Origin of the sequence: Alistipes provencensis (assembly GCF_900083545.1) — a bacterium.
GTDB lineage: Bacteria > Bacteroidota > Bacteroidia > Bacteroidales > Rikenellaceae > Alistipes > Alistipes provencensis.
Window position 1 is genome coordinate 245,131 of sequence record NZ_LT559262.1, and the last position, 16,369, is coordinate 261,499.

The 16,369-nt window shown below is 60.6% G+C and carries 13 protein-coding genes; 5 read left to right on the top strand and 8 right to left on the bottom strand.

Features of this window, described 5'->3' with window-relative positions; all coding sequences use genetic code 11:
• Position 1 precedes the first annotated feature (1 nt).
• Positions 2–1,669: an AMP-binding protein gene (locus BN5935_RS01120; protein WP_064974461.1), complete on the bottom strand. Its 1,668-nt coding sequence runs from the start codon at positions 1,667–1,669 to the stop codon at positions 2–4.
• Positions 1,670–1,768: 99 nt separating this feature from the next.
• Between BN5935_RS01120 and queG the strand changes: the two genes are divergently transcribed.
• Positions 1,769–2,674: a tRNA epoxyqueuosine(34) reductase QueG gene (gene queG / locus BN5935_RS01125; protein WP_064974462.1), complete on the top strand. Its 906-nt coding sequence runs from the start codon at positions 1,769–1,771 to the stop codon at positions 2,672–2,674.
• Here the strand turns inward: queG and BN5935_RS01130 are convergent.
• The 4 genes from BN5935_RS01130 to BN5935_RS01140 form a co-directional block, all read right to left on the bottom strand.
• Positions 2,664–4,814, bottom strand: coding sequence for a fimbrillin family protein (locus BN5935_RS01130; protein ID WP_082943978.1), 2,151 nt, complete (start codon positions 4,812–4,814; stop codon positions 2,664–2,666). The two genes, queG and BN5935_RS01130, sit on opposite strands and share 11 nt — an antisense overlap.
• Entirely contained in the window at positions 4,807–4,932 is a 126-nt protein-coding gene (locus BN5935_RS15610; protein WP_262481018.1) for a hypothetical protein, read from the bottom strand. Before BN5935_RS15610 ends, BN5935_RS01130 begins: the two co-directional genes overlap by 8 nt.
• A gap of 127 nt (positions 4,933–5,059) precedes the next feature.
• Positions 5,060–6,019, bottom strand: coding sequence for a hypothetical protein (locus BN5935_RS01135; protein WP_064974464.1), 960 nt, complete (start codon positions 6,017–6,019; stop codon positions 5,060–5,062).
• Between the two features lie 98 nt (positions 6,020–6,117).
• The gene (locus BN5935_RS01140; RefSeq protein WP_064974465.1) at positions 6,118–6,564 is read right to left on the bottom strand and encodes a nucleoside deaminase; all 447 of its coding nucleotides are present in this window, start codon (positions 6,562–6,564) and stop codon (positions 6,118–6,120) included.
• A 117-nt stretch (positions 6,565–6,681) separates the two neighbouring features.
• Here BN5935_RS01140 and aspS point away from each other — a divergent pair, with 117 nt between their 5' ends.
• A complete protein-coding gene (gene aspS / locus BN5935_RS01145) occupies positions 6,682–8,436 on the top strand; it encodes an aspartate--tRNA ligase (RefSeq protein ID WP_064974466.1) in 1,755 nt (584 codons plus the stop codon).
• An 81-nt stretch (positions 8,437–8,517) separates the two neighbouring features.
• Here the strand turns inward: aspS and BN5935_RS01150 are convergent, their stop codons facing one another.
• Entirely contained in the window at positions 8,518–9,813 is a 1,296-nt protein-coding gene (locus tag BN5935_RS01150) for a hypothetical protein (RefSeq protein WP_064974467.1), read from the bottom strand.
• A gap of 85 nt (positions 9,814–9,898) precedes the next feature.
• Between BN5935_RS01150 and BN5935_RS01155 the strand changes: the two genes are divergently transcribed.
• On the top strand, positions 9,899–11,173 hold the full coding sequence (locus BN5935_RS01155) for a replication-associated recombination protein A (protein WP_064974468.1): 1,275 nt from the start codon (positions 9,899–9,901) through the stop codon (positions 11,171–11,173).
• Positions 11,174–11,224: 51 nt separating this feature from the next.
• Here BN5935_RS01155 and BN5935_RS01160 read toward each other — a convergent pair whose 3' ends face one another.
• Entirely contained in the window at positions 11,225–12,682 is a 1,458-nt protein-coding gene (locus tag BN5935_RS01160; protein WP_235820970.1) for a hypothetical protein, read from the bottom strand.
• Positions 12,683–12,702: 20 nt separating this feature from the next.
• Positions 12,703–12,864 (bottom strand): hypothetical protein, encoded by a 162-nt coding sequence (locus BN5935_RS15035; RefSeq protein WP_157377871.1) that lies wholly within the window; start codon positions 12,862–12,864, stop codon positions 12,703–12,705.
• Between the two features lie 137 nt (positions 12,865–13,001).
• Here BN5935_RS15035 and BN5935_RS01165 point away from each other — a divergent pair, with 137 nt between their 5' ends.
• Entirely contained in the window at positions 13,002–13,496 is a 495-nt protein-coding gene (locus tag BN5935_RS01165; protein WP_064974469.1) for a metallophosphoesterase family protein, read from the top strand.
• Positions 13,497–13,889: 393 nt separating this feature from the next.
• On the top strand, positions 13,890–16,343 hold the full coding sequence (locus BN5935_RS01170; protein ID WP_064974470.1) for an ATP-dependent Clp protease ATP-binding subunit: 2,454 nt from the start codon (positions 13,890–13,892) through the stop codon (positions 16,341–16,343).
• Positions 16,344–16,369 lie beyond the last annotated feature (26 nt).

Consider the following 16,369-nt stretch of genomic DNA (forward strand, 5'->3'; position numbering starts at 1 on the left):
TTTACTTACCAGCAGCGGGCTGATCGGGGGTTTTACCGTCCTTTTTATTCTTGTTGTAGAGGAATCGCTTGATCTTCTGCGTGGGGGTCTTGACGAAATCGTCCTTCTCCTCGACCACCTCCGAGATGCGCGAGAAACGGTTAACCTTGGCATTCACGAAATCCATGATCTCCTTTTTCAACTGCTCGGTCTTGGCCTCCCAAGCCTCCTTCTTGCCTTCCCACTCCTCGCGCCAGCCGTCGATCATCGACTCGATCTCCTCGCGGTTGAAATGCACGAGGGCGATCAGACGGCCCTCCTGCTCCGTGACGATCGAATCGGCGATGCAGACGTGCGAGTTCAGTACCGTCTCGATGTCCTCGGGATAGATGTTCTCGCCCCCGGGGCCCACGATCATATTTTTCAGACGCCCCTTGATATAGAGCCATCCGTCCTTGTCGAACTCCCCGAGGTCGCCCGTGCGGAACCAGCCGTCGGTCGTAAAAACCTCCTTCGTGGCCTCGGGATTCTTGAAATACCCCACCATGGCGCTCGGCGTGCGGGCCACGATTTCGCCCTGCCGCGTCTCGGGGTTGATGTTCTCCAGCCGCAGTTCGACGCCCGGGGCCTGAGGCCCCGTCGAGCCGAGGCGCACCTGCGAGGGAGCGGCTCCGGCCAGCAGCGGCGCAGTCTCGGTCAGTCCGTAACCGATGGCGTAGGGAACCTTCGATTCGAGCAGGAACTTCTCGGCTCCGCCGTCGAGCTTCGCCCCGCCGATGCCGAGAAAGCGCAGGCGGCCTCCGAAGAGCTTCATAAGTTTCTTCCCGGCCATGCGGTTGAGATAGCGGCGCATGAACCCGATGCGGTAGAGCGTGCGCCAGAAACGCGTGGAATTGAACTTGGCAAGCACCTGATGGCGGTAAATCTTCTCGATGACCAGCGGCACGATCAGCATCACCGTGGGACGGACCGCGCGCAGTGCGGGCATCAGCGCCGAGGCCGTGGGCGGACGGTCGAGGTAGACGATCCGGGCGCCCATCGAGAAGGGATAGATCATGCCGATCGAACATTCATAGGTGTGCGACAGGGGCAGCACCGAGAGGAACGTGTCGTCGCCGTCGACCGGGAAGATCGACGACGAAATGGTGACCTGCGCACACAGCGCGGCATGGGTCAGCATCACGCCCTTGGGCTTCGAGGTCGTTCCCGAGGTGTAGATGATCACGGCGATGTCGTCGGGCTTGGGGATGCCGGTCGAACCCTCCTCCCTGACCCGCTGCGCGATGACGCCGAGGTTCTTGGTGCGGACCACGACGTTGAGCCGCCCGATGGTCTCGCGGGAGAGTTTGGTGAAGAGTTTGTCGGAAACCAGCAGGGCCTTGGCCTCGGAGTGTTCGATAATCATGTCGAGCTCCTCGCCCGAGAAGTCGGGCAGGATGGGCACGGCGACCATGCCGGCCGAGGTCACGGCGAAGTAGCAGACGCCCCAGTTGGGCATGTTGCTGCTCAACAGAGCCACCTTGTCCCCGGCACGGAGCCCCGCGTCGGTCAGAATTTCCTGCACCTTAGCAATACGACGACCCGCCTCGGCGTAAGTCACGTCCTCACCCTCGAACATCGAGAAGGCGATCTTCGACGCGAACTTCTCCACGCTGTTGCGGGCCAGTTCGTACAGTGTATTGATCGTCATAGTACGTTCTTGTTTATGTGCGTTCAGATAACGCAAAAGTCCGGGGCGAAATTACTAATTTCCGGTGAAAAAACACTATTTTTGAAACAAAATAACACCATGCTCGACTTTCTGAACATCAAAAAACTTGCCGCCGATGCGGGTTTCGACCTCTGCGGAGTCGCCCCGTGCCGCCATCTGGCCGACGGCGAGGCGCGGTTCCGGGCATGGCTGGCACGCGGCGGACAGTCGTCGCTGGGCTACATGGAGCGCAACACCGAGAAGCGTTTCGACCCCCGGCTGCTGGTCGAGGGGGCCCGCACGGCGGTGGTCTGCGCCGTTTCGTACAAGAACGCCGCCTCGGAAGGCTACCCCGCCTCGCACCGCACCAAAGTCGCCTCCTACGCCTGCACGGCAGACTACCATACGACCATCCGCACGATGCTCATGCAACTGTTCGACGCCCTGCGCACGACGCATCCGGAACTCCGGGGCCGGGCGTTCGTCGACACGGCGCCGCTGGCCGAGAAACAGTTGGCCGTGGAAGCCGGGCTGGGCTGGATCGGGCGCCAGTCGCTACTGGTGACGCCCCGTTTCGGGAGTTACGTCCTGCTGGGCGAGCTGATTCTCACCGAGGAGGCCGATGCCTACGACACGCCGTTCGCCGAAAACCGCTGCGGCACATGCCGCCGGTGCGTCGACGCCTGCCCCACGGGAGCCGTCGCCCCGGACCGGACCATCGACACCGCGCGCTGTATCTCGTGCCACACGATCGAAAAAGAACCCCCGACCGGCGTGGACCTCGACGGCTGGATCTTCGGCTGCGACTGCTGTCAGAGCAGTTGCCCTTGGAATCTCCGGGCCCCGCAGCACCGCAATGCGGCGTTCGACCCCGTGTTCGACCCGCTGTCGATGGATGCTGCGGCGTGGCTCGGGATGGACGAAGCGGCGTTCGACGACCTCTGCGGCCGCACGCCGCTGACCCGCAGCGGACTGGCCCGCATCCGACGCAACGTCAAGGAGTAGCGAGGTCGCGCATGCAGCGCACCGGAAGTCCGAAGCCCCGGGGATCGGGAATACGCTGGTAAACATTCGCCGCGGTCAGTCCGAACACCCACGCCCCGAACGTGTCGGCGGGCGCCGGGGAACTCGACCAGTAGTAGCCCGAAGGCGTGAATACGAAAAGTCCTAATTCGTCGTAACGATACCCCACACCGGGATAATAGGTCGCATCGATGCCGTTGTAGAGGAAATTCCACCCCTGCACGAACGTCCCCCGCATACGCACCTCGCCGCTGGCGACTGACGCCGAGGCGCCCGTCTTGGTAAAGGCCGTAAAGACGTAGGGATGCGGCACGGCCCACCCCGGGGGACAGGGGTCGAACAGGGTCTTGACGGTCTTCTGCCCCGCCTCGTACCCCATAGGATTGCCCCACAATTCGTCGTTGCGGAACGAGGGTCCGTTGCCCTTGCCCGCCCCGTAATACCAGTCGTAGGAAGTCCCGTCCATCGTGACGATGAAGGTGTCGGGGTGCGCCGTGGCGTAATGCGTGTTGCCCGTGTAACCGGCGTACTGCCCCAAGGCTCCCGAAGTCTGCACCGGCCTGCGGTAGGTGATGTAGGTCTGCGGCGCATCCTGCGCGTCGAATGCCACCTTTCCCCACGGGAAGGGGTCCTTGCGGCCCCACTGGTAGAGCGGCGCGCGGAACGAACGGGCATAGGGCCCGTCCTCCTTGTAAACGGCCCCCAGATTGCGGTCCATCATCTGCACCGAACCCGAACCGTAGTCGGCCTCGTAGTCGGCCGAAAGCACATAGGTCTCGGCAAGGGCCGTCAGCGCGGCGTTGTCCGCATCGGTGATCCAGATGTGCCAGCTCCACAGCGCCTCATCCGACGCGGCGTCGGCATAGAGCCCGATGACGGCGTTGCCGCCCAGCAGCGTGGGGCGCGTCGTCAGCGTGAAATAGATATGTCCGCCCTCGACGCGCAGGCTCGCGGGATCGATCAGACGGGGATTGCTCTGCCACAGCAGGCGTGCCGATGTGCCCGACAGCGATGCCGAAAGCGTGCGGCCTTCGTAACGCTCGACGGCTGCGGCAAGCGCCTGCGAGATGTATCCGTTGCCGGCGACGGTGGCGTCGAACGAATACTCCTGCCCGGCCGACGAGGCCACATAGCAGTTGGCGCGGGGACCGCCGCCCGAAAGGTCGACGGCCGGCTGCGGAGCCTCACCTGCGGCAATGTCCTGCGTGATGACTTTCATTTGTGCCGGAGCGATTACCAGCCCCGGACGGGTGTAGGCCGCCGTATAGCCGTCGTCGGTCCGCACCGCGACATAGACTTTCCCGCCGCCGCGCGAATAATCGGCCGGATTGACCGTCAGCCACACCTTCACCGCATCGCTTCCCAGCACCGGGGGCTCCGTGAACCCGAGCGAGCAGTAATCGACCTGCGCCGAGCCGCCCGCATACGCCGCCGTGTTGTTGCCCGACGCCGCGGTGAGGTCGAACGTGAACGCCCCGGTCAGGTTGGACATCTCCCCGAGATTGCCCGCGGCATCGACCGTCGCGGCGTCCGTGCAGTAGAGCGTCACCTCGGAGAGCCGTTTCCCGGCCATCTCCCCCGAAGCCGTCAGGTCGACCTCCACGACCGCAAAGGCGTGGCGGAATGCCAACGTCCCGAAGTCGCCCGTCGGACTCTGCACCGCCCCGGCGACAAGGAAGTCCGTGTCGCCCAGATGCGACGAGTCTCCCGCCGCAGACTGTGTCTGCTGCGGGGCAAGGGTGAATGCAATGTCCGAAGCGTCGTCCGACGCCTGTTCCGAATAAGGGTAATAGGCATAGAGCGTATAGCCCGAAGCCCCTGCGGCGAGGGTAATGTCGCCCGCAAAAGTCCCCTCGGAGGCCGCCTGCGCCCCCTCGAAGGTCAGCGGGGCGTTGACCGTGGTGAATGTGTCGCCGCTCTTGACATAGATGCCGATGCGGTCGCCGGGAGTCCACAGGATGTTGTAGCCGTCCGGAGCCAGTTCGGTGCGGGTCGCAGGAGCGGCGGCCGCGATTCGGATGCTGCGCGTCAGGGTCTGCGGCGGAACCGGGTCTCCGGTCCGGTCGGCTGTGCAGGCGCATAGTCCACACACGACCGCCGCCGCGGTCAAAAACCTACTCATTCCAATCCTCCCGGTCGAAACCCTCGACCCCGCCGGTCACCGTCGAGCCGGCGAATCCGCGTTCCGTGCGAATCTCCGCCACCCCGACCTCCGGCCGCAAATAGTTCTCTTTCTCCATCTCTCCGATTTTTTGTCAGACACTTCCGAAAGGAACACATACCATGCCGAACCCGACCGGCGGAACCGGCACAAAAAAGCGGGCTCCGGAAATCCGGAACCCGCCGTATGGCTTGTCTGCCCGCGAACTATTTGGACAGCTCGGCCAGTGCGGCCTTGGCGCTTTCGGCAGCGGGACCGGCGGTCACCTTCTGGGAAGCGGCGATGGCCTGCGGCTTCATCTCCTTGGCGTTGTAGGCGGCGCCCAGCAGGTAGTACATCAAGCTCTTGTCCTCGGGATCGGTCTGTGCGTTGGCAGCGCCGTCGGCCAGTTCGATCACCTTGCTGAAATCCTTCTTGTTGGCATAGGCCTGCAAACGGACCTTCTCGGCCAGTGCGCTGGTCGGGTTCTTGGCCAGCATGGCGTCGGCAGCAGCGATGATGCCGTCGAAATTGTTGGCCTCCTGCAACTTGGCCACCATGTTAGTGGTGTAGAGCGCCATCATCTCCTTGGCCTTGGCGGCAGCCTCAGCGTATTTGGGATGCGTCTTGGCGGCGATCGCCTCGTAGACGTCCATACCCTTCTCGTACTGCGCCATGTCGCCCGTGTTCATGAACATCTCGCAGTAGCTCATCGCCAGATTCAGCGCCATGTCCGTATTGTCGGGGTCGGCCTTGTAGCCCTTCTCGAAAATACCGGCGGCCGTCACATAATCCTTGTTGTTGAAAGCGTCGCCGCCCTGTATCTGGTACATCTTGGCGACCCAGCCGTTGGCCTTGGCCATCTGGTTCATGTCTCCGTAGAGCTCGGCCAGTTCAGCCGACTTGGTGAAATTCTTCAGCGCTTCGTCGTAATTCTTGGCTTTCAGAGCTCCGCCGCCCAAGTAGAAATAGCAGTTGGGAAGCGTCTTCTTGGCCGTGGCCACCAGCGAAGCAGCCTCCTCGCTGTCCATACCCTGTTCGATCACCTGTTCGAACTTCGCGGCAGCGCCGGCATAATTCTTGGCGCCGTAAGCGGCCGCAGCCTCATTGTAGATTGCAGTCAGATCCTGCGCCGGGAGCGACACCGCCGCCAGCAGCGCGATTGCCAGTACGAATAACTTTTTCATTGTTCTCTCCTATCGTTTTTATAGTTTTTCAGTTCATGCACCCCTTCCGGAAATGCGTCGGATGCAAAAGTATAAAAAAAATTCCTTTTTTACCAAATCTATCCGCGCAAACCCGCGAAAAAATCGCTCATCAGCGCTTCGCACTCTTCCCGAAGCACACCCCGTGCCACGGTGGTTTTGGGATGGAACACCCCCTCGGAGTAACGTCGGTACCCCTTCTTCGGGTCGTCGGCGCCCCACACCACGCGGCTCACCTGCGCCCATCCGATGGCCCCGGCGCACATGATGCACGGCTCGACGGTCACATACAACGTACACTCCTGCAGGTATTTGCCCCCGAGCGTCGAAGCCGCGGCCGTCAGGGCCTGCATCTCGGCATGGGCCGTGGGGTCGGCGAGCGTCTCGACGAGGTTGTGGCCCCGCCCGATGACGGCCCCTCCCGCCACGACGACCGCCCCGATGGGCACCTCCTGTTCTTTTAACGCTTTTTGCGCCTCGTTTAGTGCCAGACGCATGAATTTTTCGTCGGTTTGCTGCTGATCCATCGTTTTCGTATTTTGTGCAAAAGTAACAAAATCCCGCCGCCGGGCATCCTTATTTCGCAAGTTTTATATAACTTTGCGGGTCATAAGGACAAAACGAACAAATCTATTCAATTCCAAATGTACAGATCCCATACCTGCGGCTGTCTCAGGGCCTGCAACGTCAACGAAACCGTCACCTTAGCCGGGTGGGTGCAGAAAGTCAGAAACCTCGGAGCGATGACCTTCATCGACCTGAGGGACCGCTACGGCATCACACAGGTCGTCATCGAGGAGCACTCCCCCGCCGAGGCGCGCGCCGTGGCCTGCTCGGTGGGCCGCGAGTGGGTGATTCAGGTGGTCGGCAAGGTGATCGAACGCGAGTCGAAGAACCCGAAGATGGCCACCGGCGACATCGAGGTGGCCGCCGAAAAGGTGGTCATCCTGCACGAAGCCGAGCTTCCTCCCTTCACCATCGAGGAGACCTCGGACGGCGGCGACGACCTGCGCATGAAGTACCGCTACCTCGACCTGCGGCGTCCGCCCCTGCAGCGCAACATGATCCTGCGCCACAAGATGGCTCAGGAGATCCGCCGCTTCCTCGACTCCGAGGGATTCCTCGAGATCGAGACCCCCTATCTGGTCAACTCCACGCCCGAGGGGGCCCGCGACTTCGTGGTGCCGAGCCGCATGTCGCCCAACCAGTTCTACGCCCTGCCGCAGTCGCCGCAGACCCTCAAGCAACTGCTGATGGTCGCCGGCTACGACAAATATTTCCAGATCGTACGCTGCTTCCGCGACGAAGACCTGCGCGCCGACCGCCAGCCCGAGTTCACGCAGATCGACTGCGAGATGTCGTTCGTCGAGCAGGAGGATGTGCTCGAAATCTTCGAGCGCTGGGCCAAGCACATGTTCAAGCAGGTGATGAACATCGAGCTGACCGAGCCGCTGCGCCGCATGCCGTGGATCGAGGCGATGGAGAAATACGGCTCGGACAAACCCGACCTGCGCTTCGGCATGGAGTTCGCGGACATCACCGACCTTGCCAAAGGCCACGGTTTCAGCGTATTCGACGATGCGGAATACATCACCGGATTCGCCGCCACGGGCTGCGCCGCATACACCCGCAAGCAGATCGACGCGCTGACGGAGTTCGTCAAGCGGCAGCAGATCGGCGCCAAAGGCCTCGTCTGGATTCGCGTCGAGGAGGGCTGCGTGAAGTCGTCGATCGACAAGTTCTACTCCCCCGAGGAGGTGCGCGCCATGGCCGAACGCTGCGGCGCCAAGGCCGGCGACATGGTCTTCATCCTCTGCGGCAAAAAGTTCAAGACGCTGACGCAACTGTGCGCCCTGCGCCTCGAGGTGGCCCAGCAGTTGGGCCTGCGCGACCCGCAGAAGTTCGCCCCGCTGTGGGTGGTGGATTTCCCGCTGTTCGAGTGGGACGACGAGACACAGCGTTACTACGCCGTGCACCACCCCTTCACCTCGCCCAAACTCGAGGACGTCGAATTCCTCGACAGCGATCCGGGCCGCGTGCGCGCCAACGCCTACGACTTCGTCTGCAACGGCACGGAGATCGGCGGCGGCTCGATCCGTATCCACGACTCGGCCCTGCAGGCCAAGATGTTCGGGCTGCTGGGCTTCACCCCGGAACAGGCGCAGGAGCGCTTCGGCTTCCTGATGAACGCCTTCAAATACGGCGCGCCCCCTCACGGCGGACTGGCGTTCGGTTTCGATCGTCTGTGCTCGCTCTTCGGCGGCTCGGAGTCGATCCGCGACTACATCGCCTTCCCGAAAAACAACGCCGGCCGCGACGTGATGCTCGACGCCCCGGGCTGCATCGACCAGTCGCAGCTCGACGAGCTCTGTCTGGAGCTGAAGAAGCCGGAGGAATAACCCGGCGAGATAAAGCGGAAGAGGGCCGAAGTTTAAACTTCGGCCCTCTTCCGCTTTTACAACCAATGCGACAGCATCGTTCTATTGCACCTGTTTCCGGTTCCGGAATAGGAACAGCCAAGACAGGAGCATCAACCACAAAATGCCCCAAAATACCCCATCCTCGCTTGGAATGGTAAAAATCCGGATCCACTCCCACAATCCGCAACACATCCATACGATCGCCACGAGGAATCCGATCTTGCCCCACCGATTCACCGGAACACGCCGCACGAAAAGCCAGGCCCCGACAAAATACAACAGAGCAAAAAGGGGATAGACCCAACTAACGACTTCATCCCGAATAAAAGGCAGAGTCGAATAATAATATAAATCCGCCCAAGGCAGTTGCGTACCCATATGTATATTGAAGATCCAGCAGAACAGACAACTGCATGCCGTCAACAAAAGACCCGTTTTCGCCGATCCGGACAACTCCAGTTTGCGGTTCGATCTCAAATAGCCGCACAACGCAAGTGTCGACACCAATATGAAGAAGTTTATGATCTGGAGCATGGAATACGGTTCGTTGCAAATCCACACCACACCCACACCTTCAGTCATACCATAATCGGAACACAGACTCCACAGTAAGGGAATCACGGCCATACCCAGCAAAAAGAGGCAAGCAGATCCGAGGACCTTCGCCTTTTTCGCTTCGCTCCACGGCAACGCATCCGCCCGTTCTAACTCGGCGGCCTCGGCCTCGTTCAACACGGGAGCGCCGCGCCGGATACGTCCCCAGCCCGCCAGCACGCAAAAGAAGACCACGATACCGATCACCGACTCGATGGCGTCACCCACGAACGGAATCACACCGATCACATACCCGACCAGCAGCCACACGGTCGATGCAAAGAGCAGTCCTGCACCGCGGCGGGCCTCCTCGGGAAAAGTCTCCGAGTGCTTCAGCCCCCGGTAGCCCGACAACATCTTGACGTAGGCCACGATCACCAGCACCAGCGCGGCGATCTTGCCGGGAATCCACAGATAACCGACCAGAATGGCGACAAGCATCAGAATATACGATTTGCGGACCTTGGCGACCGCCTCGCGGTCGGCGTCGCTGCGTTGCAGGCGCATAAAATCCGTCAGCGAACTGTAAAACAGCCAGTAGCCCAGTAGCACCAGCAGCGGGAACAGGTATTCCAGCAGATCGCCTAACCCGAACGCCGAACCGCCGCTGTCCATCATCGAGGCCAGCATCCCCATCATGTCGCCGGGCGAGAGCAGACCGTTCACAAAGCCCGTGACGCTCCCGGCGATGTCGGCCAGCGTGTAGAGCCAGATAGCACCGATCAATGTGCCGACGCTTTTCTCCCAGTAAGTATTCTCCATTTGCACAAAGTTTGGTTTGACTTGATAACAAATGTAAAAAAAATACTCGAAAATTTGTATCTTTGAACCATAAAACGAACCTGCCATGTCCACACCTTTAGCCGAACGACTGCGCCCCCGCACGATAGACGAATATATCGGGCAGGAGCACCTCGTGGGCAAAAACGGGGTGTTCCGCAAATTCTTCGAGACGGGCAACGTCCCTTCGTTCATCCTGTGGGGACCTCCGGGCGTAGGCAAAACCACGCTGGCGAAGATCGTCGCCACGCAGTTGGAACGCCCCTTCTTCACCCTCTCGGCCGTCACGTCCGGAGTGAAGGACGTACGCGAGGTGATCGAGTCGGCCCGCAAACAGCGGTTCTTCGACCAACGGCCGCCGTTTCTGTTCATCGACGAAATCCACCGCTTCAACAAGTCGCAGCAGGATTCGCTCTTAGGAGCCGTCGAACAGGGCGTCGTCACGCTGATCGGCGCCACCACGGAAAACCCCTCGTTCGAAGTGATCTCCCCGTTGCTGAGCCGCTGTCAGGTCTACATCCTCAAATCGCTCGAGGATAAGGATTTGCAGGTGCTGCTCGACCGGGCCCTTTCGACCGACATCGAACTGAAAGAGCGCGAGATCGAGGTCGCGGAGACCGCCGCGCTGTTCAAGTTTTCGGGCGGCGACGCGCGCAAACTGCTCAACATCCTCGACATCGTCGTCGGAGCCACGGAGGGCAAAGTGACGATCTCCGACCAATATGTCACCGACTGCCTTCAGCAGAATATCGCCCTCTACGACAAGAACGGCGAACAGCATTACGACGTCATTTCGGCCTTCATCAAATCGGTCCGGGGCAGTGACCCCAACGCGGCGATCTACTACCTTGCGCGGATGCTCGCGGGCGGTGAGGAACCTCGGTTTCTGGCGCGGCGGCTGGTAATTCTGGCCTCGGAGGATATCGGACTGGCGAATCCCAACGCCCTGCTGCTGGCCAACGCCTGCTTCGACACGGTGCACAAGATCGGCATGCCCGAGGCGCGCATCACACTGGCCGAGACGACGATCTATCTGGCCACCAGTCCTAAGAGCAACTCGGCCTACATGGCCATCAACAAGGCCATAGCGCTGGTCGAGCACGACACGACGAACCGTCCCGTGCCGCTGCACCTGCGCAACGCCCCGACGAAGCTGATGGACAAGGCGGGTTACGGCAAAGGGTACAAATACGCCCACGACTACGCGGGGCATTTTGCCGAAATGGAGTTCCTGCCGGAATCGCTCTCGGGGACGAAATTCTACGAACCCGACCTGCAAAACGCCACCGAGGCGAAAATCGCCGAACGGATGGCGCAGCTCTGGAAAGACAAATACAAGTAAAAAAAGCGGTCTGCCTTGTGACGGACCGCTTTCGTTTTCGGGATAACCGGATCAGAATCGTCTTACGGGCCGGATGCGGCAATATTGTCCGCCATTTTTCGGCATCACCCGATACATTCCCTGATCCAGTTGGATAGACCAAACGGAATCTCCGTCTCCATTTTCATAACAAGAATACAGACGACCGGTCAGAACGAGCGGATTCGAACCTGAAATAGCATCGAGTTTCGTTTTAAACAACTGACGCGCCGCCACAGCATCCGAGGAGTTATATCCATTCAAAGCAACATTATCTGCTGTCGCTTTCCACTCAGAGTGAGCAGTAGGATCCATTCCGCACATCACCAGATAAAGTTCCCGCAATTCCGGACGCGTAGGCACATACCAAACGCCATCAACATCACCACCGTTCTTCGTATTCAGTACCCAGTCGAAACCCGGATATTCGGTTGCGAAATTGACATCCTTACGCAAACCTATCAGTTGCTGCGTTACAATCCATCCATCCTCGGGCTCTTCGCGCATCAACGTTACGCCGTTGTTCTTTTCGCTCTGATTCGGACCCCAGTTCCCGGTCTTCTCCTGATGGGACAAGATTACACCGTGCAAACCGCTTTCCGAAACCGAGAAAACAATACCCTCGGGCGCTGTGTCGTTGGGCCAATAGTCCGCTATCTGATAGAGATTCCGCTGATAGGCGACCACCGGAAGGCGCACCACGGTCGAAGCCGCAAAGGTCTTGGCGGAGGTGGTCTTCTGAACCATCTTCTCCACCCCGTCCACGGAGATGGTAAAGACGGCGTCGCAGGGAGTTGCCGAACCTTCTACCGCAATGTAAAACGTCGCCGCCGTCGCCGAAAGCGTCACGCCGTCACCGGGACACGCGAGCGTGTAGCTTTTCGTCGTTCCGCCCGAAGGCGTCAGGTCCAGACGCACCGAGGTCACCTTTTCACCGTCGCCGGTCAGCCGGAGGCAGGCGACCGAAACCTTACTCTCGAAAACGATCGGCTCGCCCGAATTACCGACCTCGGCCCGCATGACATGGGCAGCGGGATCGAAACTGCCGGGAGTATAGGTCTGCGCCGCAGGCACGGCAAATTCGCTCGCAGCCAGCTCCGCGGGGTAATAAATCTCGGCAATGGCCGACGGAGGCGTCTGGTCGTCGTCATAGGTAAACGTGCCGCTGCCGGAGCCGCCCGAACCTACCAGTTTATAGGCATGTCCGACAGCATGCTCCTCCACCGTTTCGTAAGCGATGATCCGGTCTTCCGCATCCCAGAACACGGGAAGTTTCCCGTCGGCTTCGTCGCCGAACGACGCCCGGGTTCCGGACGCGCCGAACTCCGCCATGCCGACGGTCAGCGTGCGGATGCCGTCCCCGACGGCAGGAGTATCGGGATTCCCGGCGTCGGGCGTCCCGTTCATTTCATCGAATCCGTCCCCGGAACAACCCGGAAACAGCAGGGCGCACGCCAGTGCCGCACCTGCAAGGAAAGTCAGTTTTTTCATGGCCGTCGTGTTTATCGGGTTTACCATTTGTCCTCGTCCACGACGCCGAATTCGGGAAGCGTCAGGTCATCGTAATCGGTGGAAGCGGCGAAACCGCGCTCCACGGCTACCTCTACGACCGTAACGGCAGGAGCCGTGTATCGGTCCCCCGAGGCGTGGGGGGGGGTAAATCTGTACTGCATAACGTTGAAGTTTTAGGTATATGTACAAATTTAGGCAAGCCCCCGGAGGCGGGTTGAAACAATCGTACATTAAATTGAAACGATCATACATATGTCTGAACGCGGAAAAATCGTTACCTTTGCCGAAAACAAATCCCATGAAACGCATCGGCATCCTGTCCGACACCCACGGCACCTTCGACGAAACCCTGATGAATTTCTTCCGCGACGTCGACGAACTCTGGCATGCGGGCGACATCGGGTCGATCGAGCTGGCCGACCGAATCGCCGCCTTCAAACCGCTCCGGGCCGTGAGCGGCAACATCGACGGCGGAATGACACGCCGCGTCTACCCGACGTTCCTCTCGTTCGAATGCGAGGGCGTCCGGGTGCTGATGACCCACATCGGGGGCTATCCGCGCCACTACGATCCGCGCGCCGTGGCCAAAATCCAGTCCGTACACCCGAAGCTCTTCATCGCCGGACATTCCCACATACTCAAGGTGGCCTACGACCCCGTTTACGACCTGCTGGCGGTCAATCCGGGAGCCGCCGGGGAGTTCGGGTTCCACAAGGTCCGCACCGCCGTGCGGCTTGTGATCGACGGCACGGAGATGCGCGACATGGAGGTCGGCGAATGGCCGCGAAAATAGAACGATCGGATTTCACCCGAGCCAAAAGTGATTGCTCAGACAGACTTTTTCAGCTACCCACCCGCCCGAAAGCAATTTATATGTCAAAAAAAGCCGGGATAGCACTCCGGATGGACAACACTGATAGTCAAAGCAATAAATACCACATTCTCCCGAGACACCCCACAGAACGGCCCATTTTATACAATTCCGGCCAGACGAAACCCAATACAGCCCGCAATCGACTGATAAACAGCCTGTAGCCCCAATCCTTGGGTTCGGACCGGGACGGGTTCAAAACGCGGAACGATCTCATAATCAAAAGACATCGTCCAGCACCCAAACAAAAACGCTCCGGCAATAATCACATACGCTTCGCCGTTAGTATAGCGAATTCATTAACGACGACGCAACATGCAACTGAAAATTTCAAAGACGCTGGAGGGTATCATCGCCCGTTCGGCATTCAACACGACGAAGGCGGGTATGACGCACTCGCTCAAAGACTTTCTCACGCTGGAGCTGCTCCGCGAAGAGGGGTCGCTCGCCTATCAGCTTTTATCCTCCCGGCTCAAGGACTGGGAGCTTTATCAGGTACGCCTGCGCATCGAGCGGGAACTCATCAACATCAAACCGCAGGAGACGCTCTCTCCGGAAACTTTCTTCCATGATTTCACCGAGGAGCTTCTCTCGACGTCGGGTGCCACCCGGAGCGTCTCCACGGCCCACGCGCTGCTGGCCATCGTCAAAGACCGCACGACGGCCACCGCGCGCGTACTGGAGATGTACCATGTAACCCCGGAGACCGTAGCCGAAGACCTGCAAAAGTTCTCCGTGGGCGACGACTTCCGTTCCGAGATACAGGTCCACATGCTCGACTTCGGCGAGGAGAACAAATCCGCCGGGAAGGAGTCGGAACACCTGCTGGACAAATTCGGCGTGAACCTTACGCGGCAGGCCCGCGAGGGTAAGATCGACCCCGTCGTGGGTCGTGAGCAGGAGATCGAGCGCGTGGTGCAGATACTCTCGCGCCGCAAGAAGAACAACCCGATCCTGATCGGCGAGGCCGGCGTGGGCAAGAGCGCCATCGTCGAGGGGCTGGCGCTGCGCATAGCGCGCGGCGAGGTGCCCTACACCATCGCCGACAAGACGCTCTTCTCGCTCGACGTCTCGTCGCTCGTGGCGGGCACGAAGTTCCGCGGCGAGTTCGAAGAGCGCATGCAGCAGTTGATCGACGAACTGCGCAAGGCCAAGGACACGATCATCTTCATCGACGAGATACACACCATCGTCGGTGCCGGCTCGACGCAGGGGAGCCTCGACACGGCCAATATCCTCAAACCGGCCTTGGCGCGCGGCGAGCTGCAGACCATCGGCGCGACGACGCTCGACGAGTACCGCGAGAATATCGAGAGCGACTCGGCCCTCGAGCGGCGCTTCCAGAAGGTGATGGTCGAACCCACGACGCCCGAACAGACGCTCCAGATTCTGCACAACATCGCTCCCCACTACGAGCAGCACCACAAGGTGCGCTACAGCGAGGAGGCGCTGCAGGCATGCGTGAACCTCACCGGACGCTACATCACCGACCGCTACTTCCCCGACAAGGCCATCGACGTCATGGACGAGGCCGGATCGCGGGCGCACCTGCAGTCGGCGCGCGAGCCCGAGGAACTGCAGGCCATGAAGACGGCGCTCTGCGAGGCCAAGCGCGAACGCCGCGAAGCGGTCGAGGCGCTAATCTATGAGAAGGCCGCGTCGGCCCGCATGCGCGAGATCGCGCTGCGCTCGAAGCTGGGCGAGACCAGCGCCGAGTGGAAGCGCTCTTTGGAAAACAACCCCGTGGAGATCACCGCGGAGCACATCCAGCAGGTCATCACCGCGATGACGGGCATCCCGGCCGAGCGGGTCTCGGGCGGCGAGATGACCCGCCTGCAGACCCTGCGCGAACACCTCGCCCGGCGCGTAGTGGGACAGCAGGAGGCCGTGGAGAAGATTTCGCGGACGATCCAGCGCTCCCGCGCGGGGCTCAAGGACGAGAACCGCCCCATCGGAGTCTTCCTCTTCGTGGGTCCCACGGGCGTGGGCAAGACCCTGCTGGCCAAGGAGGTGTCGAAATGGCTGTTCGACGAACACCGCGGACTGATCCGTATCGACATGAGCGAATACGGCGAGAAACACAACGTGGCGCGCCTGATCGGCTCGCCCCCCGGATACGTCGGTTACGGCGAAGGAGGCCAGTTAACGGAGGCCGTGCGTCGTCAGCCCTACGCCGTGGTGCTCTTCGACGAGATCGAGAAGGCCCATCCCGAGGTCTTCAACGCCATGCTGCAGATCTTCGACGAGGGGCACCTCACCGACGGCTCGGGACGCAAGGTCGACTTCCGCAACACGATCATCATCATGACCTCGAACGTGGGTTCGCGGGCCGTGGTCCGGAAATCGGTGCAGGTGGGTTACAGCACCACCTCCAAAAGCGCCGTGGCCGACCTGACGCCCCAGAGCGAGTACCGCAAGGCGCTGGAACAGACCTTCGCCCCGGAGTTCCTCAACCGCATCGACGACATCATCCTGTTCCGCACGCTGGAGATCGGCGACGTGGAGCGCATCATCGAGCTGGAGCTTCAGGGACTGCTCAACCGCACGAAGAAGCTGGGCTACAAGGTGAAGATTACCGAGGGCGCCAAGCGCCGTCTGGCGGCCATGGGTTACGAATCGCGCTATGGCGTGCGTTCGCTCAAGCGGACGCTGATGGACAACGTCGAGGAACCGCTCTCGGCGCTGATTATCGACGGCAAGCTCCACGAGGGCGACACCGTAGTCGTGGAGTCGGACAAGGCCCACGGCGTGAAGCTGCGCGTGGCCTGAGCCACAGAGTGTTTGCAAAGGGACCG

Excerpts from the sequence above, each read along its gene's own strand:
- BN5935_RS01120 (WP_064974461.1), bottom strand. The coding sequence starts at position 1,669 with ATGACGATCAATACACTGTACGAACTGGCCCGCAACAGCGTGGAGAAG.
- queG (WP_064974462.1), top strand. The coding sequence starts at position 1,769 with ATGCTCGACTTTCTGAACATCAAAAAACTTGCCGCCGATGCGGGTTTC.
- BN5935_RS01130 (WP_082943978.1), bottom strand. The coding sequence starts at position 4,814 with ATGAGTAGGTTTTTGACCGCGGCGGCGGTCGTGTGTGGACTATGCGCC.
- BN5935_RS15610 (WP_262481018.1), bottom strand. The coding sequence starts at position 4,932 with ATGGAGAAAGAGAACTATTTGCGGCCGGAGGTCGGGGTGGCGGAGATT.
- BN5935_RS01135 (WP_064974464.1), bottom strand. The coding sequence starts at position 6,019 with ATGAAAAAGTTATTCGTACTGGCAATCGCGCTGCTGGCGGCGGTGTCG.
- BN5935_RS01140 (WP_064974465.1), bottom strand. The coding sequence starts at position 6,564 with ATGGATCAGCAGCAAACCGACGAAAAATTCATGCGTCTGGCACTAAAC.
- aspS (WP_064974466.1), top strand. The coding sequence starts at position 6,682 with ATGTACAGATCCCATACCTGCGGCTGTCTCAGGGCCTGCAACGTCAAC.
- BN5935_RS01150 (WP_064974467.1), bottom strand. The coding sequence starts at position 9,813 with ATGGAGAATACTTACTGGGAGAAAAGCGTCGGCACATTGATCGGTGCT.
- BN5935_RS01155 (WP_064974468.1), top strand. The coding sequence starts at position 9,899 with ATGTCCACACCTTTAGCCGAACGACTGCGCCCCCGCACGATAGACGAA.
- BN5935_RS01160 (WP_235820970.1), bottom strand. The coding sequence starts at position 12,682 with ATGAAAAAACTGACTTTCCTTGCAGGTGCGGCACTGGCGTGCGCCCTG.
- BN5935_RS15035 (WP_157377871.1), bottom strand. The coding sequence starts at position 12,864 with ATGCAGTACAGATTTACCCCCCCCCACGCCTCGGGGGACCGATACACG.
- BN5935_RS01165 (WP_064974469.1), top strand. The coding sequence starts at position 13,002 with ATGAAACGCATCGGCATCCTGTCCGACACCCACGGCACCTTCGACGAA.
- BN5935_RS01170 (WP_064974470.1), top strand. The coding sequence starts at position 13,890 with ATGCAACTGAAAATTTCAAAGACGCTGGAGGGTATCATCGCCCGTTCG.